Origin of the sequence: Roseovarius sp. 217 (assembly GCF_000152845.1) — a bacterium.
GTDB lineage: Bacteria > Pseudomonadota > Alphaproteobacteria > Rhodobacterales > Rhodobacteraceae > Roseovarius.
This window is the reverse complement of record NZ_CH902584.1, coordinates 1,330,933-1,357,904: the sequence shown is the minus strand read 5'-3', so window position 1 is coordinate 1,357,904 and position 26,972 is coordinate 1,330,933. Positions and strand designations below refer to the sequence as shown.

The window sequence follows — 26,972 nt, the reverse complement described above, 5'->3', positions numbered from 1 at the left end:
TGACGCTAGTCGAGAGGGGGCAGGCGGTCCAGCATCATTTGCGACCCCACCTTGTCAGAAAACGCCCCCGGCCCTGTTCAGACCGGGGGCGCAGCCCTTCAGATCAAGGATTTAGGGTCAACCGTCGCAATCCCCAGCGCCTCGCCCACGGCGGCATAGGTCAGTTGCCCGGCATGCACATTCAGACCGTTGAGCAAATGCGCATCATCGGCACAGGCCTGTTTCCAGCCCTTGTCGGCCAGCGCCAGCATGAAGGGCATCGTTGCATTGCCCAGCGCCAGCGTCGAGGTGCGCGCCACGGCCCCCGGCATATTCGCCACGCAGTAATGCATGATCCCGTCGATCTCATAGATGGGGTCTTGGTGCGTCGTGGCGCGCGAGGTCTCAAAGCATCCGCCTTGGTCAATCGCCACATCCACCAGCACCGCGCCCGGCTTCATCATCGGAAACTGATCGCGCCGCACCAGCTTGGGGGCGGCGGCACCGGGGATCAGCACAGCGCCAATCACCATATCCGCCAGCGGCAGCAATTCTTCCAGCAACCCGGCCGAGGAATAGCCGGTCTTGAACGTGCCGCCAAACACGTCATCGAGATAGCGCAGACGCGGCAAGGAGCGATCGAGCACGGTCACATCCGCGCCCATGCCAGCGGCGATCTTGGCCGCATGCGTGCCCACGACACCGCCGCCGATCACGATCACCCGCGCCGGGCCCACACCGGGCACGCCGCCCATCAGCACACCGCGCCCGCCATTGGCCTTTTGCAGCGTCCATGCGCCCACTTGCGGGGCCAAACGCCCGGCGACCTCTGACATCGGCGCCAGCAGCGGCAGACCGCCCGCGCGATCCGTCACCGTTTCATAGGCAATGCAGGTCGCGCCAGAGGCCAGCAAGTCCTTGGTCTGTTCGGGGTCCGGTGCCAGATGCAGATAGGTGAACAGAACCTGCCCCGCGCGCAGCATCTTGCGCTCGCCGGCCTGCGGTTCCTTGACCTTCACCACCATATCCGCCTGCGCGAAAATTTCCTTGGCGGTGCCGACGATCTTGGCCCCCGCCGCCTGATAGGCCGCGTCGTCAAACCCGGCGCCCAGTCCGGCCCCGGATTGGATCAGAACCTCATGGCCGTGGCTCACGGCCTCTTGTGCAGCAATGGGCGTGACGCCCACGCGAAATTCCTGCGGCTTGATTTCTGTTGGGCAACCGATTCTCATGTTATGCTTCTCCCTGTTTGATTTTGGGCGAATCCTGCACCGGATCGCGCGCAATGGGATTGAAAAATCGCTCGCCTTCTACGGTATTTTGTGAATATCCTTCGGGATAATCGTGCTTGGTTGGAAAGGTATTGCGTCTATGTCCCTTGATCCGACAGATCGTCGCTTGTTGAACGTGCTTCAGCGACGCGGGCGCATTTCCAACGCAGACCTCGCCGAAGAGGTCAATCTGTCCGCCTCCGCCTGTCACAGACGCGTGCAGCGCCTCGAATCCGACGGCTATATCAAGGGCTATGTCGCCCTCCTTGACCCCCGCAAGATGGGCGTGCCCGCCACCATCTTTGTTGAAATTACCCTGACCACACAGGCCGACGACGTGCTGGATGCCTTCGAAAAGGCAGTCTCGCGCGTCCCCGACGTGCTCGAATGCCACCTCACCGCCGGCACCGCCGACTATATCCTCAAGGTCGTGGCCGAGGATACCGAGGATTTCGCCCGCATCCACCGCCAATACCTCACCCGTCTGCCCGGTGTGGCCAAGATGCAGTCGAGCTTTGCGCTGCGCACCGTATTCAAGACCACGGCCCTGCCGATCTAAAGGCGCCTATAGCATCGCCATCCGCGCCACCGGCATCCGCGCGCCCACCACGCAGCGGGCTTCGCGATAGGTCAGCATCAGGCGCGCCGCGCGGTAGCGCGGCAATCCCTCCGGCAACTCGGCCCGCAACAGCCCCGTGGCAACATCCCCCGGAAACAGGCTCTCACACGGCGCGCCGCCCGCCGCGTCGAGGAGCGCGTGCCGCTCCAAGAGCAGATGCACATAGGTCACGCGCGCAACAGGCGCCGCGCGGATCGCCCGCCCGTTGATCATCGCCTTGGCGGGCACCAGCACCTCATGCGCGCCAAAGAGCAGCTCCGCCATGGGCGAGCGGATCATCACCCGATGCTGCGGCGAGAGCAGCAGCATGTCGCGATTGCCGATGCTCCCCGGCTCGAACCGCACCGGCGCATCCGCCCCAATGCCCCGCACCACGCGCCGCCCGACCCAGAGCACCCGCTGCACCCCATGATCCCGCGTCTCGACCCTGTCACCCGGTTCCAGCGTCTCGACCCGCCGCGCGCCCTTTGGTGTGGCAATCCCCGTACCCGCCGCAAAGCAGACGAACTGATGCGTATAACTCGCAGTCCGATCCGTCGTGTAAAACCCTGGCGAGGCCCCATGGTTGAAATTCGCCCAGTACCAACTCTCCAGATCGAAACCCGGCGACCAGACCACCTGCGCCAGGTCGCCATTCTGATCGAGCCCCTCGAACACCACGATCCCACCGCCATTCGGTGCCAGATCGCTGCGCACCGCGACGGCATCCTCCAACAGGCCGCCACCGCCATTTCCAGTCCAACTGACCGTATAGCTCTCTCCGATCTGAAAGAGGTTGGGATTTGTGTCGCCCTCATGCGAGGTGACAAGCAGATCGAATGTGCCATCGGGCGGATAATCAAAGGTTGATATCCCCGGCCCAGTGTTGACATTACCGCCCGTCGCCACCGCGAATTCGTTATCGAGGCCCTCAAAAGTCTTGACCATGCCGCGCCGCTCCTTTGCGGCACCTTGGGTCAGAGACTATGAAACGCAGCCTAACGCCCCCGATCTATTTGCCTAGAATTGAAGGTAATCCGGCCCTCACCAGTCCATCACCACCTTGCCCGAATTGCCCGAAATCATCGCGGCAAATCCTTGCTCGAAATCGTCGATCCCGATCCGGTGGGTGATGAGGCCCGACACATCCAGCCCCGATTGCACCAACGCGATCATCTTGTACCAGGTCTCAAACATCTCGCGGCCATAGATCCCCTTGATATGCAGCATCTTAAAGATCACCGCGTTCCAATCCACCGCAAATTCCGTGGGCGCAATGCCCAAGAGCGCCAGCTTACCGCCATTGTTCATCCGCGCAATCATCTGCTGCATGGCAGGGGCCGCACCCGACATTTCCAGACCCACGTCAAACCCTTCGGTCATCCCGATCTCTGCCATCACATCGCGCAGCTGCTCGCGGCCCACATCGACCACATGCTGCACGCCCATCCGCCGCGCCAGTTCAAGGCGGTAAGGGTTGATATCGGTGATCACAACCTTGCGCGCGCCCGCCTTCTGCGCGACCAGCGCCCCCATGATGCCAATCGGTCCTGCCCCCGTGACCAGCACATCCTCGCCCACCAGATCGAAACTCAGCGCGGTATGCACAGCATTGCCAAAGGGGTCAAAAATCGCCGCGATCTCGTCGGGAATATCCTCTGGAATCGGCACCACATTGCTCTCCGGAATGCACAGATACTCGGCGAAACTCCCCGGCCGATGCACGCCCACCCCGCGTGTATTCCGGCACAGATGCCCACGACCCGCGCGACAGTTCCGACAGGTGCCGCAGACAATATGCCCTTCGCCGCTGACCCGTTGCCCGATCCGGTATTTCACCGCCGCCGCGCCGGTATCGACGATCTCACCGACAAACTCATGCCCCACCACCATCGGCACCGGCACCGTTTTCGCGCTGAACTCATCCCATTTCCAGATATGCACATCAGTGCCGCAAATCGCCGATTTGCGCACCTTGATCAGCACATCCGATGGCCCCACCTCGGGCACCGGCACATACTCCATCCAGAGCCCCGGCTCCGCCTTGGCCTTGACCAGCGCCTTCATCTCGTTCTGCATCAGATCACTCCCAATTCGCGGCCCACGACCGCAAAGGCGTCAATCGCCCGGTCCAGCATCCCGCGGCTAAGCCCGGCGCTCATTTGCGTTCTGATCCGGTCCTGCCCTTTGGGCACCACCGGGAAACTGAAGGCGGTCACATAAACGCCCCGTGCATTCAACCGCGCTGCCATCTCCTGCGCCAGTTTCGGATCGCGCAACATGACCGGAATGATCGCATGCTCTCCGGGCAGCAATTCAAAGCCCAGCGCGCCCATCCGCTCCCGGAAATACCCGGCATTCTCCCAAAGCCGCGCGCGCCGCTCCGCGCCCTCCTCCAGCATGTCAAAGACCTTGAGCGAGGCATCCGCAATCACCGGCGCCAGCGTGTTGGAGAAAAGATAGGGGCGCGAGCGTTGCCGCAGCCAATCCACCACCTGCGCACTCGCCGCCGTATAGCCGCCCGAGGCCCCGCCCAGCGCCTTGCCCAGCGTACCAGTCAGGATATCCACCCGGTCCATCACCCCGAACCGCTCCGGCGTCCCGCGCCCGGTCTCGCCGACAAACCCGGTGGCATGGCAGTCATCCACCATCACCATCGCATCATAGCGCGCGGCCAGATCGCAAATCTCATCCAAGGGCGCGTAATACCCATCCATCGAAAACACGCCATCCGTGGCGATCAACCGATGGCGCGCGCCCCGCGCCTCACGCAAACACCGCTCCAAATCAGCCATGTCGCGATTGGCATAGCGATAGCGCTCCGCCTTGCAGAGCCGGACGCCGTCGATGATGCTCGCATGATTGAGCGCATCCGAGATGATCGCATCCTCAAGCCCCAAAATCGTCTCGAACAAACCGGTATTGGCATCAAAGGCCGCCGCATAGAGGATCGCATCCTCTTTCCCCAGAAACCCGGCAATCCGCGCCTCCAGCTCTTTATGCTCTTGCTGCGTCCCGCAGATAAACCGCACGCTCGCCATGCCAAACCCGTAGCGATCCAGCGCGCCATGCGCCGCCGCGATAATCTCCGGGTTATCCGCCAGCCCGAGATAGTTGTTGGCGCAGAGGTTCACCACGGCGCGCCCATCCGCCAGCGTTACCTCGCCCGCCTGCATCGAGGCAATCACCCGCTCGCTCTTATACAGCCCCTCGGCGCGCAGGCCGTCCAGCCGCTCCGCCATATCCGCGTCAAACCGATCCGCAGCTGTCATGTCGCCCTCCCTTTCACTGTTCCCGAAATACTCCGGGGGAGTCGCCCATCGGGCGACGGGGGCCGCGCCCCCACGCTTCAAACGGCAATTCTTGGCCGTCCACTCGCCTCTACCACGATTTCGGCCTCCAGAAATACCCGCCTCGCCTCCGCCTGCGCCTCTTTCACGGCGCGCCGCGCTGTCACATGAATATCCACCGCCCCCGCCGCTTCGGCCTCGGCCTGCGCCTCGGCGCGCAAAACCGCCTCGAGCGCCGCCATCGCCGCCTCGGACGCGGCATAATCCTCTGGCCCGCTCTCCAGATGCACGCGGAATTTTCCCTCGGACGGCGATGTCACGGTGCCGCCCCGCCGGATCGTGACCCGGCCCACCACCGCGCCAATCGCATTGGCGACGCCCCCATGCGCGGGCAGGATCATGTCGCAGCCCAACCGGTCGCCCACCGCGCCATAATAGCTCGCCGCCGAGGCGCCCAGCCCGATCACCGGCACCGCCAGCCCGCTCTCGATCCGCACCAGACCGCGATGCCCATCAAGACCCTTTTGCATCAGCACATGCTCTGCCAGCGCCGCAGGCGAGAGGCCAAAATCCATCTCTTCTTCGGAAAAAGCAGTCTCTAACAAGGCCAAACTTGTCTGATGCGTGAGGCGATCCACGATCATCCGCGCCAAATGTTCCGGCCCCTCTGCCAGCCGGTTGCCCGACCCCGTCCGCTTGCGCGCCACCAGATCCAGCGCCATGCGCGCGGCCTCTGCGTCCCAACTGTCCAATCCGCCCAGCACATGGCTTGCATCCGACGGCGTGATACCCGCAACCTGCACCAGCCCCCGGCGCACCAGACGCGTCAGCGCCGCGCCATCCATCCGGGTCTTGAGTACTTTGCCCACGGGGCGCACATCGACCCCAATCCGGCCCAACAGCGCCTCTTCCCGCTCGCCCAGCCCGCCCGCTTCGATCCCCGGCACCGCGCGCACGAATCGCGCGTCATGCTCACCGGGGGCCGCCGCGCGCAACTGTTCCTCCAGGACACCATGCACCGCGTCGCGTGCCTCTGCCGCCATCAGGCTCACCGGCACGACACGCCTTGGCCCAAGCATCACACCCCCCTCCAGCCCCTCGTCGCGCACATGCACTTCGCTGTCGCCACCTAGGCCAAAGGTCCGCATCGCCACCGCCTCGACCATCGTGCGCCACGGGCCGACCCGCGCGCCTTCGGGATCAATCGCTGGTCGCCCCTCGCGCAGCACCGCCACATCGGTCGTCGTCCCACCAATATCCGACACCAGCGCATGCTCCGCGCCGGTCAGCCAACGCGCGCCCACGATGCTTGCCGCAGGCCCGCTCAGGATCGTCTCAATGGGCCGTTCCCGCGCCTGATCCGCGCTGATCAAGGCACCGTCGCCCCGCACCACCATCAGCGGCGCGTGTATCCCCAACTCGCGCAATTTGCCCTCGGCCCGGTCGATGAGCCGCGCAATCATCCCGATCAGCCGCGCATTGAGCAGCGCCGTCAGCGCCCGCTTCGGCCCGTTCAGCTTGGCCGACAGATGATGCGACAGGCTCACGGGCCGTCCCGTGACCGCGCGGATCATCTCGGCCGCTGCCAATTCATGGCCTGGGTTTCGCGTGGCAAAGAGCGAGGCCACCGCATAGGCCTCTGCTCCTGTTCCAGTCTCTAACCAAGCCAAAAGCGTGTCTTTATCCAGCGGCACCGCCTCGCCTCCGGCATGGTTATGGCCACCGCTCAGCACAAGCGCCGGATCACCACCCAACGCCTCTGCCAGCCCATGCGCCTGCAAATCCGCCGCCCGAAACCCGATATAGACGAGGCCCGCACGCCCGCCTTGCCCTTCGACCAGTGCATTGGTCGCCAAAGTGGTGGACAAAGAGGCCAGACCGATTTCGCCCACATCCGCCCCGCTCTCGCGCAGCACGGCCTCGACCGCAGCCCCGATCCCAACGGCCAGATCAGCCCGTGTCGTCAGCGCCTTGGCACTCGCGATCACCTCACGCTCATCCCGGATCAGAACGGCGTCCGTATAGGTGCCGCCTGTGTCCACGCCCAACAACAACGCCATCTGCCTGCCCTCTTGGTATCTCAGGCTAGGGGTGTAGCGGGTTTCACGCGCGATGCCAGCCCGTTTGCGTCACGATCCAGTCGCAGCACGGCCCAGCGCGCCGCATCCGCCACCGCCGCATCGGCATCCTCGCACTGCGCCTGCGCCACGCCGCGCAGCCCCGGATCGCCGGAATTGCCAATCGCATAGAGCACGTTGCGCAAAAACCGGTCGCGCCCGATCCGCTTGATCGGACTGCCGGAAAACGTCTCGCGAAACCCTGCATCGTTCAGCGTTGCCAGCTCCGCCAGCCGTGGCGTCACCAGATCCTCGCGCGCATGATACTTCACCTCGCGCGCGGCAACGGCAAACTTGTTCCACGGACAGACCGCCAGACAATCGTCACAGCCATAAATCCGATTGCCCAAACCGGCGCGCAAATCCTCATCCACCGGCCCCCTATGCTCGATCGTCAGATAGGAAATGCAGCGCCGCGCGTCCAACTGATAGGGAGCGGGAAAGGCATCCGTCGGACAGATATCGAGACAGGCGCGGCAAGACCCACAATGATCGACTTCCGCCGGATCAGTCTCTAAATCCAAGGTCGTGAACACCGACCCAAGGAAGAACCAACTCCCCAACTCGCGGCTCACCAGATTGGTGTGTTTGCCCTGCCATCCCAATCCCGCCGCCTGTCCCAGCGGTTTTTCGGGTACGGGGGCCGTGTCCACAAACACCTTCACCTCCCCACCGCCCGCCTCGATCAACCACCGCGCCAGCCGCTTCAATCGCTTCTTGACCGTGTTGTGATAGTCTCTGTTGCGGGCATAAACCGAGATATTGCCACAATCGCGCCGCGCCAGCCCCGCCAGCGGGTCGCCCTCCGGCGTATAGCTCTCTCCCAGCATGATCACCGTCCGCGCCTCGGGCCAGAGCACCTCAGGCGCGCCGCGCCATGCGCTGCGCTCCGCGAGCCACCCCATCTGCCCGTGATAGCCCCGCGCCAGAAACGCCGCCAACCGCTCCGGCACATGCCCCACATCCCCGGGACGACACAGTCGGCAGGCGTCGAACCCTTCGGCGCGCGCCTGCGCAACCAGTCTCTGTTTCAGCCCATCTTTCATCATGCCGGCAAATACTCCGGGGTGAATTGGCCGCAGGCCAAGAGGGGCAGCGCCCCTGAGTCATGTCGCATGTTCGAGTAGCTCAAAACCGGTTCCCACTTTTGAGCAACATGCTTTGTCAAAAATCCAGATCGGCATAATGCGGGGGCGGCGGGAATCCCGGCACCTGATCCGCCAGAATCCCCCGGAACGCCGGGCGCGACTTGATCTTGGCATACCAGTCCTTGACCGCCTCGCTGCGGGTCCAATCCACATCGCTGATGTAATCCAGCGCGCTCAGATGCGCCGCAGCGGCAAAATCCGCCAGCGTCATCACATCTCCGGCCAACCACCGGCGATGATCCAGGAGCCACGCCATGTAATCCAGATGGTATTTGACCGCTCGCGCCCCATCCTTGACATTGCGACTGTCGGGAAAGCCCAGCTTCATCACCTTCTTGTTGACCCGCTCATAGACCAGCTTGCTGGTCACTTCGCGGTGAAACTTGTCGTCAAACCACCCGACCAGCCGCCGCACCTCATAGCGCGCATCGGTGCCCTTGGGCATCAACGACGGTTCGGGATATTTCTCCTCGAGATACTCACAGATTGCCGCGCTCTCCGACATGGTCTTGCCGTCGATCTTGAGCACCGGCACCTTACCGGCCGGGTTCCGACGCAAGAAATCCGGGTCCTGCTCCCAATAGCGCTCCTCGACCAACTCGCATTCGATCCGCTTTTCGGCCAGGCTCAGCCGCACCTTGCGACAATAGGGCGACAGGGGAACATGATAGAGTTTGGCCATGGAAAATCACACCTTGGGTCTTGGGGGTTGTCCCTCAATGCCCCCTTTGGCCGCGATTTTCAATCCTCGAAACAGGCGGCCCGCCCGTCTCGGTCAATCGTCGCCGCCCCGTCCAGAATTCCCGCCGCCCGGTTGCGCAAGGCTTGCGATGGCTTTGACGCGGATCGCCCCTTTGGATCGGGCAAGACCGCCGCGAGCCGCGCGGCCTGAACCGCGCTCAGGTCTTGGGCGCTCACGCCGAAATAATGCTGCGCCGCCGCCTCAACGCCAAACACACCCTCATCGAATTCCGCCACGTTGAGATAGACCTCAATGATCCGCCGCTTGGACCAGACCGTCTCGACCACCGGCGTAAGGCTGGCCTCCAGCGCCTTGCGCAGCCAATTGCGCCCATGCCAGAGATACACATTCTTGATCACCTGCTGGCTGAGGGTCGAGGCACCCCGCCCTGATCCTTCGGCAATCGCGGTGCGAATCGCGGCCATGTCAAAGCCCCAGTGCTGGCAGAAGTTGGCATCCTCCGCCGCCACCAGAGAGCGCGCCATCACAGGCGCTATCCGCGCCATCGGCACCCAGTCGCGCGCGATTGTGCCCAACCGTCGTTCTTCCTGTCCCATGTAATAGGTCTTAGGCGGCTCGATCTCCCGATGCACGGCAATCACGCCCAGCACGATCACGACGGCCACCACGGCCACACGCCATGCCCACCGCAACAGCCATGCTGTCGGGTTCAATCGTGCCGTGCTTCGCGAAGCACTTGATTTGCGCGCCCGTGCCATGACTCTGCTATAGCGACACCGCGCGCGCAGCAAAACCCGTTTGGCAGTGCTGGCCCGATTTCTTGCAGAGAAACCGGGCCGCAACAGGCTCTATTCCGCCGGAATAGCCTCTGGCACCATACCCAGCGGATGGCTCAGCTTGTTGAGCATCTCCTTGGGGCAAAGCTGGATGAAATTTACCCGCTCCTGATCCCAGTATTGCAGAATATCCTGCCCACAACGGCTTCCGGTCTCGGCCACATGCCGCTCGATCAGCCCTTTCAACTCGGCCTCCCAATGCGGCTCTGTTACGGCGCAACTCACCAATGTCTCGCCATTGACCAGGGCCGACGCGCGGCCTTGCGGATCATAGAGATAGGCCATGCCACCGGTCATCCCGGCCCCGAAATTGGCCCCGATATCGCCCAGGATCACCGCCACACCGCCGGTCATGTATTCACAGCCGTTGCTGCCACAGCCCTCGATCACCACCTTCGCACCCGAGTTGCGCACGGCAAACCGCTCGCCTGCGCGCCCGGCGGCAAAGAGATACCCATCGGTCGCGCCATAGAGCACGGTATTGCCGATGATCGTGTTCTGCGACGCAACCAGCGGGCTTGCCATCGGCGGACGCACCACGATAGTCCCCCCCGAGAGACCCTTGCCGACGTAATCATTGGCATCGCCCGAAACTTCGATCTTCAGCCCCGGCGCGGCAAAGGCACCCAGCGATTGCCCCGCACTCCCCGTCAGCTTCACCGTCAGGTGATCCGGCTGCAGGCTGTTGCGCATGCCAAACTTGCGCACGATATGGCTGGACACCCGCGTTCCGACGGTCCGATGCGTGTTCTGCACCGCATAATGCAACTGCATCTTTTCGCCATCGTTGAGGAACCGCTGTGCATCACGCACGATTTCCGCATCAAGGGTATCGGGCACCTCGTTGCGCGGACGCAACCGATCATAACGCTGATCCTTGGCCCCATCGACGGTGATCAGCATCGGGTTGAGATCCAGATCGTCCAGATGCGCCGACCCACGGCTGACCTGCGTCAACAGATCCGCGCGCCCGATCACGTCATCCAGACTGCGCGCGCCGATGCTGGCCAGAATCTCCCGCACTTCCTGCGCGTAAAAGGTAATCAGGTTCACCACCTTCTCGGCATTGCCGGTAAACTTGGCGCGCAACGCCTCGTCCTGTGTGCAGACCCCAACCGGGCAGGTGTTGCTCTGGCACTGACGCACCATGATACAGCCCATGGCGATCAGCGCGGCGGTGCCGATGCCGTATTCCTCGGCCCCCATCATCGCCGCCATGACGATGTCACGACCCGTGCGCAGGCCGCCATCGGTGCGCAGCGTGATCCGCTCGCGCAGATTGTTCATGCTCAGCACCTGATGCGCCTCGGTCAGCCCCATCTCCCACGGCAGACCCGCGTATTTGATCGAGGTCGCGGGACTTGCGCCCGTACCGCCATTATGCCCCGAGATTAGGATCACGTCCGCCTTGGCCTTGGCCACCCCGGCGGCAATCGTGCCCACGCCCGATTGGGCCACCAGCTTGACGCAGACCTTGACGTTGGGATTGATCTGCTTGAGGTCATAGATGAGCTGCGCCAGATCCTCGATACTGTAGATATCGTGATGCGGCGGCGGGCTGATCAGCATGACGCCTTCGGTCGAATGCCGCAGCCGCGCAATCAGCTTGGTCACTTTCATGCCCGGCAACTGCCCGCCCTCACCGGGCTTGGCCCCTTGGGCGACCTTGATCTCCAACTCCTCGCAATTGTTGAGATATTCCGCAGTCACGCCAAAGCGACCGCTCGCCACCTGCTTGATCTTGGCCGACGGGTTGTCGCCATTGGCCTCCGGCGTGAAATGCGCCGGATCTTCACCGCCCTCGCCACTGTCCGACCGCGCCCCGATCCGGTTCATCGCCACGTTGAGCGTCTTATGCGCCTCGGGGCTGAGCGCCCCTAGGGACATGCCCGGCGTGACAAACCGCTTGCGGATCGCGGTCACGCTCTCGACCTCTTCAATCGGGATCGCCTTGCCCATTGGCTTGATCGCCATCAGATCGCGCAGATGGATCGGCGGATTGGCCTGCATCGCGGCGCTATACCGCTTCCAGAGCTCATAGCTCGCCTTGTTGCAGGCGGTTTGCAGGATATGCATCGTCTGCGCACCCCAGGCATGGGTTTCGCCCGATTTCCGCGCCTTGTAGAACCCGCCGATCGGCAGAATATCCTGCCCGGCCGCATAGGCGCGCCCATGCACCTCTTCCAGCTTGGCCTGAATCCCAGACACGCCGATACCGCTGATCCGGCTGGTCAGACCGGGGAAATACTCTGCGCACATGGCGCGGCTCAGGCCCACCGCCTCGAAATTCAGACCGCCGCGATACGAGGAAATCACCGAAATCCCCATCTTCGACATGATCTTCAAGAGACCCTGATCAATCGCCGCGCGATAGCGCGCCACCGCCTCGGTCAGGCTGCCGTCGATCAATCCCCGCGCGATCCGGTCGGCGATACTATCCTCGGCCAGATAGGCATTGACCACCGTTGCCCCGGCCCCGATCAGCACCGCGAAATAATGCGGGTCGATACATTCGGCCGACCGCACATTCAGGCTCGAAAACGTCCGCAATCCCTTGCGCGTCAGATGGCTGTGGACCGCACTCGTCGCCAGAATCATCGGCATGCCGACACGGTTTTCACCTTGGTTCTGATCCGTCAGGATCAGATGCCCGGTGCCAGAACGGATGGCATCCTCTGCCTCGGCCCGAATACGCTCCAGACCCTCTTGCAGCGCGTTCTTGCCGGGCGCAAACGTGCAGTCGATCTCGGTCACATCGGCATTGAACTGCTTGATCATCTCCGCCCATTGGGCATTGCCCACGAACGGGCTCTCCAGCACCAGAATCTCGGTCTGCGCGCTCGACTCGTCCAGCACGTTCTTGAGGTTGCCAAACCGCGTCTTGAGGCTCATCACCCGGTATTCGCGCAAGGAGTCAATCGGCGGGTTTGTCACCTGACTGAAGTTCTGCCGAAAGAAATGGCTCAGAGGGCGATATTGCTTGGACAGCACGGCGCTCGGCGTGTCGTCGCCCATACTCGCCACCGCTTCTTTGCCATCCTCGGCCATCGGGGCGAGGATTTGTTCCAATTCTTCGATACTATAGCCTGCCGCGATCTGCCGCGTGCGCAGCTCCGCCCCGGAATAGATCGGCGCTTCGCTCACCACCGCCAGCGCCTCATCCAGCTCGTTGATCTTGCCGACCCAGTCGCCAAAGGGCTGCGCATTGGCCAGCCGGTTCTTGATCTCTGAATCGTGATAGAGCTTGCCCTCGGCCATATCCACGGCAAGCATCTGCCCCGGCCCAAGCGCGCCCTTTTCCTTGACCGTGCGTTCGTCGATCGGCACCATTCCGGCCTCAGACCCGGCAATGACAAGACCGTCGCCCGTCACCACATAGCGCATCGGGCGCAGCCCGTTGCGGTCAAGCCCGGCGCAAACCCAACGACCATCGGTCATCGCAAGCGCAGCCGGACCGTCCCAAGGCTCCATCACCGAATTGCAATAGGAATACATGTCCCGCCAGGACTGCGGCAGCTCCTCGGCCTGCTTGGACCACGACTCGGGCACCAGCATGGTCTTGGCCATCGGCGCAGACCGCCCGGCGCGCACCAGCACCTCGAACACCGCATCCAGGGCTGCACTGTCGCTTGATCCCTGCGGGATGATCGGCTTGATATCCTCGGCCAGATCGCCAAAGGCCCCGCTTGCCATGCGAATCTCATGGCTTTTCATCCAGTTGGTATTGCCCTTGAGCGTGTTGATCTCACCGTTATGCGCCAACATGCGGAACGGCTGCGCCAACCACCATTGCGGGAATGTATTGGTCGAATAGCGCTGGTGATAGATCGCAAAGGCGCTCTTGAACCGCTCGTCCATCAGATCCGGATAGAACACCGCCACCTGCTCGGCCAGCATCATCCCCTTGTAGATGATGCTGCGGCAGCTCAGGCTGGCCATGTAGAATCCCATGATCCCGGCGGCCTGCACTGCCTTTTCGATCCGGCGGCGGATCACATAAAGCTCGCGCTCGAATTCCTCTTCCCCAATTGTCTTGGCGTTGGAAATCAGGATCTGCTCGATCTCAGGGCGCGTCGCATTGGCCTTGTCCCCCAGACAGGTGATGTCCACCGGCACATGCCGCCAGCCATAGATCGTATGACCCATGCGCAGCACTTCGGTTTCCACGATGGTCCGGCACTGTTCCTGCGCGCCGAAATTGGTGCGCGGCAAGAACACCTGACCGACAGCAACCAGGCGGCTCTCGTTGGGCTCATGCCCGGTGCGGCGAATCTGATCATAAAAGAACGACACCGGGATTTGCAGATGAATGCCCGCGCCATCGCCGGTCTTGCCATCGGCATCCACAGCGCCCCGGTGCCAGATCGCCTTGAGCGCGTTGATCCCTGCCTCGACCACGCGGCGCGACGGTTGACCATCAATCGACACCACAAGACCAACACCGCAAGAGGAATGCTCCTCTTCATGCGCATACATCCCGTTCTCGGCCATCCAGTCGCGCTTGGCCTCTTCTTTGGCGGCCCAGTTGCTATCGAAGTTTGACATCGCAATCACTCCTCATCCTGCGCCGCGGCGCATCCGTTTTATTCTTTATCACGACTGATCCGGCACGGCGCGCTCTGACGCCTCGTACTCTGCCCGCGTCACCCGCCTGTGACCGCCCGCCAGCGTGACGCTGGTAAATGCTTGGTCAACGTAGAGCTCATGCGAGAGCGGAAGCGCGCGCGCCTCATCAAACAGCCCCGGCATAAATTCGTATGGCCCGTCATCGTTCTTGATCCAGAGTTGCGTTCCGCAAGCGCCGCACCAAGCCCGTTCGGCAAAAGACGATGAGCGATAGCGCTCCACCGGCCCCGCCACCTCGACCGAGTCCACCGGCACCTCCAGAACCCACATCGCCGCGCCGCTCCAGCGGCGGCACATGGAACAATGACAGGCGCTCACCGCCCCGGCATGCGACAGGGCCGTGAGCGTCACAGCGCCGCACAGGCAATGTCCGGTCATTTTTCCTGTCATCGGTCTTAACCCTTCCTTTACCCGGTGGGTCAGGATTGTTGTCCTGTCATGCGGAAAGTTCCGCTGTTCTTTTGCCGTGCCCTGTCTCCGACGGTGACCCGTACGTTCTCACCGCACAAACGTACGAGTGACCCGCAAACTCACTCTGCCGCGACGGCCTGTGCGGTGCTCAGATAGTCAAGAATGGCCGCTGCGGAATCGCGCCCGTCCCGGATCGCCCAAACCACGAGGCTCGCACCGCGCACGATGTCGCCCACGGCATAAACCCCCTCCATCGCAGTCTGTCCGGTGGTGAACTCGGCCTTGATCGTCCCCCAGCGAGTGACTTCCAATTCCTTTTGATTCCAGAGGCTTGGCAGGTCTTCTGGTTCAAACCCGAGTGCCTTGATCACCAGATCGGCAGGTGCATTCTCAATGGCGCCCTCAATCGGTTCCGGGCTCTGCCGCCCGGTGGCATCCGGCGCGCCTAGGCGCATTTTCTGCACCTTCACCGCCGAGACCGGATCACCCACAAACCCAACCGGCGCACTAAGCCATTCAAACTTAACGCCTTCTTCCTCGGCATTTGCCACTTCACGCTGACTGCCGGGCATGTTGTCGCGGTCCCGACGGTAGAGGCAGGTGACCGATGTCGCACCCTGCCGGATCGCGGTGCGAACACAATCCATAGCGGTGTCGCCACCGCCAACCACAACAACTCGTTTGCCATCCGCATTCAACTCGCCGCTCTCATACTCCGGCACAGCATCGCCAAAGCACACACGATTGCTCGCGGTCAGATAATCAATCGCCCGCACGATCCCCTTGGCCCCCGCGCCCGGCCCCTCCAGATCGCGGCTCTTGTACACCCCGGTGGCAATCAGTAACGCGTTGTGTTTGCTGCGAATTTCGTCAAAGCTGAGGTCCACACCCACGTTGCAATTGAGCACGAATTTGACCCCACCCTGCTCCAATTGATCGACGCGGCGCATCACCACATCTTTCTCCAGCTTGAAACCGGGAATGCCATAGGTCATCAACCCGCCGCCGCGGTCATAGCGGTCATAAACCGTGACCTGTATCCCAGCCCGCCGCAGCACATCCGCAGCGGCAAGACCACCGGGACCAGCACCAATTATCCCAACGGATTCAACACGTTCTACGCTCGGCTTGATCACCTCGACCCAACCCTCGTCCCAGGCTGTATCGGTGATATACTTCTCAACCGCGCCGATTGTGACAGTGCCGTGACCCGATTGCTCGATCACGCAATTGCCCTCGCACAGTCGGTCCTGCGGACAAATCCGCCCACAAATCTCAGGAAAGGTATTGGTCAACTGGCTGATTTCATAGGCTTCTTTTAGGCGACCTTCGGCCGTCAGCCGCAACCAGTCGGGGATATTGTTGTGCAGGGGGCAATGGCTCTGGCAATAGGGCACACCACACTGACTGCACCGCCCCGACTGCTCCTTGGCCTTCGCATCGGCAAATTCCGCATAGATCTCATGGAAATCCTGCCGCCGCGCCTCCGCGCCACGCTTCTCGGGCATGTCCCGTTCGACGGTCACGAATTTCAGCATAGGTTGCTTCGCCACGGCTTATCCTCCCGAGTCACGTTCTTACGCGAAGGTTTACCCCAGTCGTTTTGTAATTAAAAGTCACAAACTATGACCTATTATGAATTAATATATGCTGGACAGCACTGACACTTAGTAAAATCTTCATATTTTAATTCCGATTCGGACCTACAATCAAGTTTGCCTTTGAAACACAATGGTTTATAGGATTACAAAAACGAGCATAAGGCAGTCCCGATGGCACTTTTCCATATTTTCCTTGTCGCCATCGTGCAGGGGATCACCGAGTTTCTGCCGATCTCCTCATCTGGTCATCTGATCCTCTTGCCGAATCTGTTGGGCATTCCGGACCAAGGGTTGGTCATTGATGTTGCCGTGCATGTAGGCACACTCTTTGCCGTCATGATCTATTTCTGGTCTGATTTGCGCGGCGCTGTCCTGGGGTTCCCGCGCCTCATCTCTGGCCGCGCCGACACGCCGGGTGCCCGCCTGGCACTACTTTTGATCGTGTCCTCGGTTCCGGTTATGGTCTGCGGCCTCCTGCTGAAACTCTCAGGGCTTGATGAGGCGCTCCGCTCAATCGCCGTGATTGGCTGGACAACGTTGATCTTCGGGGTATTACTCTATTGGGCCGATCAAACCGGAAAGGTCGAAAAAGCGAGCGAAAACTGGAACATGCGGGATGCTATCGTCTTAGGATTGTGGCAAGCAATCGCGCTCATTCCGGGCACATCCCGCTCTGGTATCACCATCACCGGCGCGCGGTTTATAGGATACGCGCGCCAAGATGCCGCCCGCATCTCGATGCTCATGTCAGTGCCTACAATCATCGCCAGTGGCGTTCTTTTGGGTGGTGAGGCCGCTATGCAAGCTGATCTCGGGCTCTTGCGTGATGGCGCTATTGCCGCCGCCTTCGCCTTTGTGGCGGCATTGCTGGCCCTCAGCCTAATGATGCGTCTGCTCCGCAGCGTGAGCTTTACGCCTTACGTGGTCTACCGTTTGATCCTTGGCGTGACCCTACTGGCGATCGCTTATACCTGACACCTAGCGCGCGCGCAGGTTCTTGGCCGATTCCTTGATCGCGGAATACTGGCCGGCAGGACGGAACCGCCACAGATAATCGGGCAGAACAGCCCCCAGAGCTGTCGGGGAAATTCCAAGAGAATCAAAGCCCTTGGCCTGCTCAGACACCACATTATCAACACGCAGGCTGCGGACCTGATCGCGCGTGATCTGCGGCGGGATCAACCCAAGGGTCACGGTCTGCACAAGTTCCATTACCCCTGCCAAGATCGCAGCCACCCCAAACGGGATATTCACAATCAAACGAGATCTGCGGATCACCCCGAGCATTTGCTGCATCAAGGCACGAAAGCTAGCCACCTCTGGCCCACCCAATTCGTAAATGCCCGGCGCAGCCTGTCCCATTGCACCCATGACCGCGGCTTGCGCCACGTCATCCACGTAAACTGGTTGAAACCGCGTCTCGGCCCCGACCACGGGCAACACCGGGCCAAACCGCGTCATTGCGGCAAATCGGTTGAAGAACTGATCCTCCGGCCCAAAGATCACCGATGGCCGCAAGATCACAGCTCCCGGAAAATGCTTGAGAATCCCAGCCTCCCCTGCTGCCTTGGACCGGGCATAGGCGCTATCCGACTCTGCATCCGCACCAATCGCGGATATATGCACCAAATGCGCCACGCCCACCTCCGCCGCCATCCGCGCAACCCGCGTTGCACCTTCGGCTTGGATCGCGTCAAAGCTGTTCTTGCCTTTGCGATCAAAGGTGCCCACGCAGTTCACCACCGCATCGGCACCCTGCATTACGGCCCGTACGCTGGCATCGTCGCGGATGTTGCAGAACACCGGCTCAACTTGACCGACGACGCCATAGGGTTTGACATGAATCGCCTCGTTGGGACGTCGCACCGCGACACGGACCCGCCAACCGGCCTGCGCCATGCGCCGCGCGATATAGCGGCCCACGAACCCTGATCCGCCGTAGATGGTGACTAGCTTTGACATTTCGGCCTCCGGGGCTATGCGCATTCGCTCACTTTCCTACCGCTCTCGCGCGGTTTGGACAAGACGATAAGGCAATTCCACTACACCCGTAAAATCGCCGTTGACACTATGATGGGCGAGCGATAAACGCCTGCTTCACGACACCTGCCCAGGTGGCGGAATGGTAGACGCGCTGGCTTCAGGTGCCAGTGGCCGCAAGGCCGTGGAGGTTCGAGTCCTCTCCTGGGCACCAAAAATATCGCCATAACTAATTGATAACATTGGCGCTTATCCTTCTCTATTGTGCTCCTGTATCCACGCCCGTATCCACAGCGGAGTGTGAATCTATGCGGAGTTTCAGCGTGAAGCACGTCAAGACTGACAAACGAAATGGTCATTACATCTATCGCAGGCGCGTCCCCAAGGCGTTGTTGGCGACTATAGGCAAGACTGAGTTTATCTCGTCACTTGGCCGCACAGAGGGCGAGGCGCTTGTCGCTTACGGTCCGTACCATCAGCGCATTGAACACATGCTGGCACTGGCCAAGAATGGCGTGACGGGGCTTACACCCGCCGAGCAACGCGAACGCCTGAAGGCCATGCTGGAAGTGTGGGGCGCTGACCCCTACGGACCCGGACATGATCTCAATGAACAGACGTGGCGGGGGGAAGCGGCGGCAAAGCTGGTTGATCGCTATCAAAACGCTGACACGGGTCGATATGAAGGTGTCCCGGAGAAAGAGGCTGCGCTGGCCTCTGCCCTCATTGGGGGTGTGCCAAAGGAAACCCCAGAGCCGACCATCACGGACGCGTTCAAGTTCTATCTGGCTGAGAACGCCAAGGCACTCCCCGAACAGCGCAAGAAGCAGGAGCAGAGGTTGGCCCGTGCTGAGCTGCACCTGATCGCGGCGGTCGGGGAGGATAAACCCATATCCAAACTGACCCGAGAGGATGCCCGCAAATGGCGCAATATGCGCGTGGCGGCGGGAAAAGCCGCGTCAACAATAAGTCGTGAGAAGAACGACATCAGCGCCGTGATAGCCGTGGCCCGCAGCGAATTGGACGCGGGGGGTATAAATCCTTTCTTTCGTCTCCAACTGCCCAAGGCAAAGGTGAGCCGCCGAGAAGAGCGGTTGGCGCTGCCGCCCGAAGTGGTTGAAGGGGTTTACAATGCTCTGAGCGGTCAGCGCCGCGACCTTTTGCAAATCTGGACCCTACTGGACTTCACCGGGGCGCGACCTAGCGAGATCAGCCAATTGCAGGTTGGTGAAATCATCGTTGATCACCCCATCCCCCATGTGGTCATTCAGGAGCGCGACGATAGAACCCTCAAAACCTCATGGTCTACCCGAGAGGTGCCCCTTGTGGGCGCGGCTTTGCTGGCTGCGGCACAGGCCGTGAGGGGGGTGAATGATCCAACGGCCCCAGCGTTTCCCCGTTTCTATGGTGAGGGCGGAATGGATCGCCTGTCTCAGGCACTGAAGAGGCGCATAAGGGCGCTAACCAAGGACAAACGCCACGTCCCCTACAGCCTACGCCACAACATGAAAGACAGGATGCGGGCGAAGGAGATTTTTCCGGATACCGCGCGGGCTATCCAAGGCCACGCCTTCAAGGGCGGTGAGGATGCGGCCTATGGGGGCCCTGCATCGCTGGAACAGAAGCGTGATGCACTGGTGAAAGCGCTGGGGGGCTATAGGGGAAGCCCCCATGAGCGGCAGAAGTAGGCCGTGCGAACGGTAGCCCTTCACGGCCACCAAAGAGATGAGGGGGCGATGTACGGCAAGAGCGAGGTCAGTCTGCCGAGGCTTGCGCGGGAGATGCGAAGGATCACATCTTACCTCTGAACACCAAGGGCGGATAGCGGTCGTTCGCTGCGGTCGTGAAATGAGAGGGTCGATTTCGGCAAAGCAGTCCCTCGACCTATGAAGGCCGCAAACTTTCCGCCGATTGCGGCTCAGGTCACAATCTGAAAGCTGCTCTTAGGGCCTCGACATTACCGTATTCGCCTCTTTCACAACCAAGGGAGAAAGCTGTATTACCTAACACTCCAGTGCCAGCAATACAGTTCTGGATATCGCCACCGAAAGCACAGCTATCGAAGATTGCTTGGCCACCCAAAGGGTTAGTTGAAATAATTATTTTGTCTTCGCGGACTCTAATTGCAAAACCGCTTGATCCAATTCGTATAGATCTTACTTTCAGGACACCCGCGTCAATCTTCATATCTACTAGACGTTTTTGCGGCCCAAGCCGCGCAATAATACTCTTACCAGATACGTTAAAATCGAAAGTTTTTGTCGCCAAGGTAATGGTGTTGTTGACCATCTTGAAGCAAACGTCTCCTCGGACGTCATTAAGTTCCATATTAAATAGAGGGAGTCCGTCCTCCATGTTTATCGAAATTGGCGTTTGCTCTTTGAAGCAAAGTACGTTCAAAATACCATTCCGTGGTAGCCCAAAGGCACTACCACCAAGCGAAAAGTACTTTAAAGGAATGTGAAAAAACTTATATTTCGCCACACCCAACGGGTGTGTTCTTCCGCTCAATATATCGCGGATTGCGCTCTTCGGAAATCTGCCACTAGTTATTTCACGATGATGTCTAGTACAGAGTAAAACCAAATTATCTAGCTTGTGTTCTTTGCACTCACTATACGGGACTACGTGTTCATAATCGTAAGGAATCGCGCCGCAAAGCAAGCAGCCATAATTGCACTTTTGCCTTACCTCCCGTTTGAGTGTTTCTGGTATGGGTGGCCTACTCATCCACATTCAATCCCGAAATAAACGTCTCTGAAATAAACGTCTTTTTTGATATATTCACTTTCCAGAATTGCCGCATCTTTTTTCCGCTTTGTGATTGTCCGTCAGCTTACGTTGCCAAGTTGCTTCAGCGCAAGCCCACTGAGTATACGGGTGCTTTCTTTGCACCTGCCGCGAACGACAGCTGCCCACGCGAGGTGTGAAGGCGTCTTCAAAACACTGGGATTTTGCACATGCTGCGCAGGACCCAAGACTTCGAACTGTGGTCCTCCAATCGCGAAAAATGCTGCGCAGTGCACCAATGGCTGGACTGGAGAAGCTGCGCCGCAGCGATAGGTCAGCTGGCCAAAGTCCAGTCTGGGCCGACTGTGTTTCTGCAAATTCACCAGCGGCTATTTTTTTGGGTCACATTTCCGAACGCCCATATCGCCCCAGCCGAGCGCTGCAATTTCCCCCCATACCGCCACCCGTACGGGTCAGACACGGGGCAGGGGGCCGAGGCCCAGCGCTACGGGGTGTTTGATTGCGGATGATTATGCAGGGGCCACCTTCAAGGCTGGGCGGGGGTGCATACTGTTTTGTCCGTAAGGGTATGGCGTAGCGGTCAGCAGAAAAGATGCCGCTAGGGTGTCCGTAAGGATTGACATTGATCAACGGTCACACGTATCAGGGGACATAACCCAATCGGACACCTGAGAGGCCACTATGACCCAGACCATCCTATATGCCCGCGTCTCGACTGTAGACCAGAACCTTGATCACCAGCTATCCCAAGCCACAGCGGCTGGATTTGTCATTGATGATGTGGTGTCGGATCATGGTGTGTCCGGTGTCTCTGTCCCCTTGGCAGAGCGGCCTAACGGGCGAAGGCTATTCGACAAGCTGCGGCGCGGCGATACCCTTGTGGTGCGCTGGGTTGACCGGCTGGGGCGCAACTATCAGGACGTGACAGACACGATCCGCCACTTCATGCGACAAGGGGTCGTGGTCAAGACGGTGATCAATGGGCTGACCTTCGACGGGGCCACCAGAGACCCCATGCAGGAGGCCGTAAGAGACGCCCTGATCGCCTTCATGGCGGCAACCGCGCAGGCACAGGCAGAGGCGACCAAAGAGGCACAGAAGGCAGGCATAGCGGCTGCGAGAGAAATGACGGACCGGGTAAGGTATCCCGGCAAGAAGCCCACATATGACCGTGACAAGCTGGATAGGGTGCGGGATATGCTGACCACCGGCTCTGGCACCTCTGAGATCGCCAAGGCGGTCGGGGTGTCCCGGCAAACCGTGCTGCGGATCAAGGGCGACCCGGCGGCGGCTGAGGCTGCATTGGCCCGCTGGGGGATGTGATGGGGCTACGTGCTGGCGCGGCACGTAGGGCTTCCGGCGGGCGCAGGGTCAGTTTAATCCGATTTAACTGACGGCAAAGACGGGCTTAGGTTTGCTGGGCGGCGTTGGTATATTTACCCAGTCAACCAAAACTGTAATCTTTTTACAGTTAGAACCTCGATCAAATCGAAGTTCAAAGGCCACACCATCCGGGTGATCGAGATCAACAACGCCCCGTGGTTTGTGGCGGTTGATGTATGCAGGGCGCTTGATGTCAACATCCGCGATGCTGGCGGTTTGGATGCCTATCGGTGCACCAAGAAACATGATTATAAAGGCAAGCAAAACCTCCCTTATCTAAAAGCGAAGTGGCTTCGCTTACAGCACATTGCAAGCCGTGATTACGGTATCCAGCTAATAGGTTCGCGGAGCTGGTGGCTAAGCTAGGAGCGGCGTTCTGTTGTGCCAAGCTAGACATAACCAGCGAACCGAGGCTGGGTCGCGCTCAGTGCCTCGAGAACTGGTTGCAGGCGTTGAACTACTGCCCAAAGGCCGTCTTGAAAGCATCGGCGTTTGCCCAATGAACCACGGACTACCAACTAAAGAGCCCTTAGGGGTTCTTTTTTCTGGACCACCAGAAGCTGAGCATACAAGCTCTCCAGAGCCCCCTAGTGGAGGCGCAGGCTATTATGTTTACAGAAGAACAAGAGGTGCAAAGTGGCGTCGAGACCAAACGTTTTCAGAATTTACAAATTAGACGATGCAACCCTTGTTAAGTTCTTCAAAGATATACGGGCAGTCTTCAGCGAGTACACGCTTGAAGGAAATGTAAGCCTATCTCAAGGCATAAACATACCGATAGCAGAGGTTCTGACAAAAAAGACGAAGGCAGGTCGATATGTTTACCGCACCGGCAACATCGCAGTCACCACGCCCGAGCGGACAACGTTCTCTTTAGCGTTTAGCCGCGATATCACACTTGCGAACGGACGTGAGCCCTCAGCGACGTTTGACGAGATTCAAACTACTTTCGGGCCCGAGCCGTCGAGTTGGAAAGATCGCACCAGTTTTGTAGATGAAGTCCACGACTTGATCGGCCGCCTTAACTCTGTCGAGGAAGGTGTGAAGAACGATGACGTGGACGTTCTTCGCCAACTCATGACTGGATTTAGCAACCAGCATCGAGCGATGGTTGATGACCTCAATGAGAGCTTCAAAAGCCTAGAAAGACGTCGCCAGCAGATCGAAGAACAGACCGCAGCGAAAGAAGAAGCGCGTCGAGAAGACCACGCAAAGGCTCTGGAGGATATCGAGACAGATCGAGCTAAATTACGTCTTCAATCCCACATGTCTGAGCGCCGTGAAATTTACCGGGCCCTGACGAGCCAAACGGCGTCAGACGTAAGACAAGCTATTGTACCGAGAGGTGCAACTTATGCACGATGGGCAGTGTTTATCGCTTCACTCTTGGCCGCTAGCCTGTCCGGCTGGTACGCCTACACTAGCCTTCTACAACTCGGTGTGTCAGAGGCGATGCTATCGGCGATCTCTGGCGCTGTGGAAAGTGGCGCTGACATCTCTGAGTTCTCAAAGGCTATCGAACAACGTTTTGCATTCACAGACTGGTATCTAATTGGTCGCACTGTTCTTTCGTCGCTCGTTTCTATGGGTGCGTTGGTGTATGCAGCGACTTGGATGAGAGGCTTTTACCACTCAGACATCGAACGAGCACGTGACATCAACCGATTCAATCTCGACTTGGCCCGCGCCAGCTGGATTATCGAGACGGTCTTGGAAGTACAGCACGAGAAAAAAGGCGAAGTACCGCAGGCGTGGATTGAGGGCGTCACACGTGGCCTATTCACCGACAAAGCAGCAAACACTGAAATGGACGACCGTGCTCAAGCGCTGAAGTCGCTCCTCGCATTCACTGCTGCGGCTTCTTTTGGCCCGGACGGCCCAAAGGTTGAGTTGAACCGGAGTGGAGCAAGGCGACTGTCAAAGGCTGACTTGGGAGGCGCTGAGTAGGGGCACTCATCAATCAGCTCACCCCTGCAAGTCACTAGCCAAAGCGCCCCAAAGGCCCCGAGTTGCGCCCCTGATGTGCCTGTGTGTCTCCTATCTGTTTTGATTGCGTGACTGAGGATGATGGGCGACCTGATGGCCCGTTTCGCCCCAATTAGGTTGCACCTTCAGATAAGACCATGTGTCTCCCCCGGGGGTTTCCCGAAGGGGCCACCGGTCTTGTCCGAAATCCTCAACCAACATCAACAGAACAGGAATAATCCCGATGGATACTATCGCAACAACGGCCTTGGCCGATGGATTTTACGTGGCCTACACAGATGGCAGCTGCAAGGACAACCCCGGACCCGGTGGATGCGCTTTTCGGCTTTATGCGCCGGATGGGCAGATCATCGAAAAATCACGCCAAAGTCTGGAAACCACCAACAACAAAGCTGAAATGTGGGCCGTCATAGATGCCCTCACAGCGATCCCAGAGGACGCACCCGTGCTGGTGTGTCTAGACAGCGGATACATCAAGGACGGCATTGAACAGCACCTTGAGGGATGGCTAAGCCGAGACTGGCGAAAGACGAACGGCCAAGAGGTTCGCAATCGCGAATTGTGGGAGAAGATCATTGCCCTCATGGCGACCCGAGAGGTGACCTTTCACAAGATCAAAGCCCATTCAGGCGACCCGGACAATGAGCATGTGGACGCCATGGCGGGGAAAGCCGCCGACAAAGCCGCGAGAAAGGTCTTTCGTGCATGACGGGACGCGGCGGCGCGACGATGAGAGCGGGTGAAAGCCCCGCAAGAGCCGGTAGGGGAGGGCGTGGGCAACTGCGCCCCCTCCAGCGTTATCACCATAGAGGTCATCAACAGAACAGGAGGCACGCCCATGGATACGCCCAGCGCGGCACTTGACAGGCTCAGACGGGAGAAGGCTGACAACCCCCGGCCCCCCAACAGGACACCCGAACGGCTCCACCTGAAAGAAATCGCAACAGAGCCATTGGTTTTCCAAGTGCGGGCGGCGGGTCTGGATATGGAGAGGGTCGAGGAGATCGCGGGCGACCTTTCGGCCCCTGACCTTGATGATCCCATTCACGTCTGGTGGGGTGGCAAGGGCTGGATCGTGATTGATGGTCATCACCGGCTAGCGGCTCATAGGCTGGCGCAGGAACGTGGCGGGGAAGTCCGTAAGGTGGCCGTGAAGGCCCACCCCACAATGCCCCTTGAAGAAGCCCTTGGCGCGGCGTCCCTTCTCAATGCTCGCGAGAAAGTCACGATCACTCGTGAAGAGCGGGGAAACGCGGCGTGGCGGCTGGTATGCTGTGGCACCGGATCAATCAAGGATTGTTGATTGTCACTGAGAACTGACCCGGCAACAGCAGAAATTGTCATTGAGAATTGACCCATGTGCAACCTTGCCCCGGCTTGAATCAGCTGGGGGCGCATGGAGTGATAGACATGGGATTTTTGAAAGTTATTCGGCGATGGGCGCTGCGAGAGAAGATGCCCATTCGCGAGATCGCGCGGCGGACTGGCGTGTCTCGCAACACGATCAAGAAGTATTTGCGGGAGGGGATTGTTGAACCTGCGTTTCAGGTGCCAGATCGCCCCAGCAAGTTGGACCCTTTTGCCAAGCATCTGACAGCATGGCTGACGACTGATCAGCGCAAATCACGCAAGGAACGCCGAACGGCGAAGCTGATGCACGCCGATCTTGTGAAGCTTGGATATGACGGTTCTTACGAGCGTGTTGCGGCCTTCGTGCGGGACTGGAAGGGTGAACGGCAGCGTGCGCATCACACGACGGATCGCGGGACTTTCGTGCCACTGGTGTTCGCGCCGGGTGAGGCTTTCCAGTTCGATTGGAGCGAGGACTGGGCCTATATCGGCGGTGAGCGCATCAAGCTGCAGGTTGCCCACATCAAGCTGTCACATAGCCGCGCGTTTCTGGTGCGGGCCTATCTGCTGCAAACACATGAGATGCTGTTTGATGCCCACTGGCATGCATTCCGCGTCTTCGAAGGCGTCCCTGGGCGCGGCATCTATGATAACATGAAGACAGCCGTCGACCGGGTTGGCGTCGGCAAACAGCGCGATGTGAATGCGCGGTTCCTGGCCATGACCAGCCACTACGTCTTCGATCCCGAGTTCTGCAATCCGGCGGCTGGTTGGGAGAAGGGTCAGGTTGAGAAGAGCGTGCGTGATGCCCGACATCGCCTCTGGCAGGTCGCTCCTGTCTTCCCAGACCTTGCTGCACTGAATGAATGGCTGGAAGACCGTTGCAAGCTGCTGTGGGCGGAGACGGCACATGGCGCACTGCCTGGCAGCATTGCTGATGTT

At 59.9% G+C, this 26,972-nt stretch carries 23 protein-coding genes and 1 tRNA gene; 11 read left to right on the top strand and 13 right to left on the bottom strand.

The window, feature by feature from the left end:
• Positions 1 to 98: 98 nt before the first annotated feature.
• The gene (gene ald, locus ROS217_RS06460; RefSeq protein WP_009816887.1) at positions 99 to 1,211 is read right to left on the bottom strand and encodes an alanine dehydrogenase; all 1,113 of its coding nucleotides are present in this window, start codon (positions 1,209 to 1,211) and stop codon (positions 99 to 101) included.
• 139 nt (positions 1,212 to 1,350) lie between these two features.
• Between ald and ROS217_RS06455 the strand changes: the two genes are divergently transcribed.
• Complete coding sequence (locus tag ROS217_RS06455) at positions 1,351 to 1,809, top strand: Lrp/AsnC family transcriptional regulator (protein WP_009816885.1); 459 nt, start codon at positions 1,351 to 1,353, stop codon at positions 1,807 to 1,809.
• A gap of 6 nt (positions 1,810 to 1,815) precedes the next feature.
• On the opposite strand, the gene ROS217_RS23145 is transcribed toward ROS217_RS06455, so the two are convergent.
• From ROS217_RS23145 to ROS217_RS06405, 10 genes are all read right to left on the bottom strand, one after another.
• Positions 1,816 to 2,796 (bottom strand): Hint domain-containing protein, encoded by a 981-nt coding sequence (locus ROS217_RS23145; RefSeq protein WP_009816884.1) that lies wholly within the window; start codon positions 2,794 to 2,796, stop codon positions 1,816 to 1,818.
• Positions 2,797 to 2,892: 96 nt separating this feature from the next.
• Positions 2,893 to 3,915 carry an L-threonine 3-dehydrogenase gene (tdh, locus tag ROS217_RS06445; protein ID WP_009816883.1) on the bottom strand — a complete coding sequence of 341 codons (1,023 nt, stop codon included), beginning with the start codon at positions 3,913 to 3,915 and terminating at the stop codon, positions 2,893 to 2,895.
• 11 nt (positions 3,916 to 3,926) lie between these two features.
• On the bottom strand, positions 3,927 to 5,120 hold the full coding sequence (locus ROS217_RS06440; protein WP_009816882.1) for a glycine C-acetyltransferase: 1,194 nt from the start codon (positions 5,118 to 5,120) through the stop codon (positions 3,927 to 3,929).
• Positions 5,121 to 5,197: 77 nt separating this feature from the next.
• Positions 5,198 to 7,198: a hydantoinase/oxoprolinase N-terminal domain-containing protein gene (locus tag ROS217_RS06435; protein ID WP_009816881.1), complete on the bottom strand. Its 2,001-nt coding sequence runs from the start codon at positions 7,196 to 7,198 to the stop codon at positions 5,198 to 5,200.
• A gap of 20 nt (positions 7,199 to 7,218) precedes the next feature.
• Positions 7,219 to 8,301, bottom strand: a complete 1,083-nt coding sequence (queG, locus tag ROS217_RS06430; protein WP_040651185.1) for a tRNA epoxyqueuosine(34) reductase QueG — start codon at positions 8,299 to 8,301, stop codon at positions 7,219 to 7,221.
• A 118-nt stretch (positions 8,302 to 8,419) separates the two neighbouring features.
• Positions 8,420 to 9,085 (bottom strand): FtsZ-binding protein FzlA, encoded by a 666-nt coding sequence (gene fzlA / locus ROS217_RS06425; RefSeq protein ID WP_009816879.1) that lies wholly within the window; start codon positions 9,083 to 9,085, stop codon positions 8,420 to 8,422.
• Positions 9,086 to 9,144: 59 nt separating this feature from the next.
• The gene (gene mtgA, locus ROS217_RS06420; protein WP_009816878.1) at positions 9,145 to 9,864 is read right to left on the bottom strand and encodes a monofunctional biosynthetic peptidoglycan transglycosylase; all 720 of its coding nucleotides are present in this window, start codon (positions 9,862 to 9,864) and stop codon (positions 9,145 to 9,147) included.
• 90 nt (positions 9,865 to 9,954) lie between these two features.
• A complete protein-coding gene (gltB, locus tag ROS217_RS06415) occupies positions 9,955 to 14,487 on the bottom strand; it encodes a glutamate synthase large subunit (RefSeq protein WP_040650418.1) in 4,533 nt (1,510 codons plus the stop codon).
• A 48-nt stretch (positions 14,488 to 14,535) separates the two neighbouring features.
• The gene (locus ROS217_RS06410) at positions 14,536 to 14,958 is read right to left on the bottom strand and encodes a GFA family protein (protein ID WP_009816876.1); all 423 of its coding nucleotides are present in this window, start codon (positions 14,956 to 14,958) and stop codon (positions 14,536 to 14,538) included.
• A gap of 140 nt (positions 14,959 to 15,098) precedes the next feature.
• Positions 15,099 to 16,532 (bottom strand): NAD(P)-dependent oxidoreductase, encoded by a 1,434-nt coding sequence (locus ROS217_RS06405; protein WP_198134873.1) that lies wholly within the window; start codon positions 16,530 to 16,532, stop codon positions 15,099 to 15,101.
• Between the two features lie 219 nt (positions 16,533 to 16,751).
• Here ROS217_RS06405 and ROS217_RS06400 point away from each other — a divergent pair, with 219 nt between their 5' ends.
• Positions 16,752 to 17,555: an undecaprenyl-diphosphate phosphatase gene (locus tag ROS217_RS06400; RefSeq protein WP_009816874.1), complete on the top strand. Its 804-nt coding sequence runs from the start codon at positions 16,752 to 16,754 to the stop codon at positions 17,553 to 17,555.
• Positions 17,556 to 17,558: 3 nt separating this feature from the next.
• Here ROS217_RS06400 and ROS217_RS06395 read toward each other — a convergent pair whose 3' ends face one another.
• Positions 17,559 to 18,542 (bottom strand): complex I NDUFA9 subunit family protein, encoded by a 984-nt coding sequence (locus ROS217_RS06395; RefSeq protein ID WP_040651183.1) that lies wholly within the window; start codon positions 18,540 to 18,542, stop codon positions 17,559 to 17,561.
• A 146-nt stretch (positions 18,543 to 18,688) separates the two neighbouring features.
• On the opposite strand from ROS217_RS06395, the gene ROS217_RS06390 reads away from it, so the two are divergent.
• Together ROS217_RS06390 and ROS217_RS06385 are read left to right on the top strand one after the other, a co-directional pair.
• Positions 18,689 to 18,774, top strand: a tRNA-Leu gene (locus ROS217_RS06390).
• Between the two features lie 109 nt (positions 18,775 to 18,883).
• Positions 18,884 to 20,248: an integrase gene (locus ROS217_RS06385; protein ID WP_254656380.1), complete on the top strand. Its 1,365-nt coding sequence runs from the start codon at positions 18,884 to 18,886 to the stop codon at positions 20,246 to 20,248.
• A 235-nt stretch (positions 20,249 to 20,483) separates the two neighbouring features.
• Here ROS217_RS06385 and ROS217_RS24055 read toward each other — a convergent pair whose 3' ends face one another.
• Positions 20,484 to 21,050 carry a hypothetical protein gene (locus ROS217_RS24055; protein WP_157046560.1) on the bottom strand — a complete coding sequence of 189 codons (567 nt, stop codon included), beginning with the start codon at positions 21,048 to 21,050 and terminating at the stop codon, positions 20,484 to 20,486.
• Positions 21,051 to 21,992: 942 nt separating this feature from the next.
• Here ROS217_RS24055 and ROS217_RS06375 point away from each other — a divergent pair.
• From ROS217_RS06375 to istA, 7 genes are all read left to right on the top strand, one after another.
• Positions 21,993 to 22,634 (top strand): recombinase family protein, encoded by a 642-nt coding sequence (locus ROS217_RS06375; RefSeq protein ID WP_009816870.1) that lies wholly within the window; start codon positions 21,993 to 21,995, stop codon positions 22,632 to 22,634.
• Positions 22,635 to 22,826: 192 nt separating this feature from the next.
• Positions 22,827 to 23,060 carry a hypothetical protein gene (locus ROS217_RS24050; RefSeq protein ID WP_157046559.1) on the top strand — a complete coding sequence of 78 codons (234 nt, stop codon included), beginning with the start codon at positions 22,827 to 22,829 and terminating at the stop codon, positions 23,058 to 23,060.
• A complete protein-coding gene (locus ROS217_RS24320) occupies positions 23,048 to 23,197 on the top strand; it encodes a zincin-like metallopeptidase domain-containing protein (protein ID WP_254656379.1) in 150 nt (49 codons plus the stop codon). The genes ROS217_RS24050 and ROS217_RS24320 overlap by 13 nt, the downstream gene beginning before the upstream one ends.
• Before the next feature lie 133 nt (positions 23,198 to 23,330).
• The gene (locus tag ROS217_RS06370; protein WP_009816869.1) at positions 23,331 to 24,641 is read left to right on the top strand and encodes a hypothetical protein; all 1,311 of its coding nucleotides are present in this window, start codon (positions 23,331 to 23,333) and stop codon (positions 24,639 to 24,641) included.
• Positions 24,642 to 24,927: 286 nt separating this feature from the next.
• Entirely contained in the window at positions 24,928 to 25,389 is a 462-nt protein-coding gene (locus ROS217_RS06365; protein WP_198134872.1) for a ribonuclease H family protein, read from the top strand.
• A gap of 129 nt (positions 25,390 to 25,518) precedes the next feature.
• Positions 25,519 to 25,983, top strand: coding sequence for a hypothetical protein (locus ROS217_RS06360; RefSeq protein ID WP_009816867.1), 465 nt, complete (start codon positions 25,519 to 25,521; stop codon positions 25,981 to 25,983).
• Positions 25,984 to 26,090: 107 nt separating this feature from the next.
• Positions 26,091 to 26,972, top strand: an 882-nt coding sequence (istA, locus tag ROS217_RS06355) for an IS21 family transposase (protein ID WP_157046664.1), incomplete at its 3' end; no start/stop codon positions are given.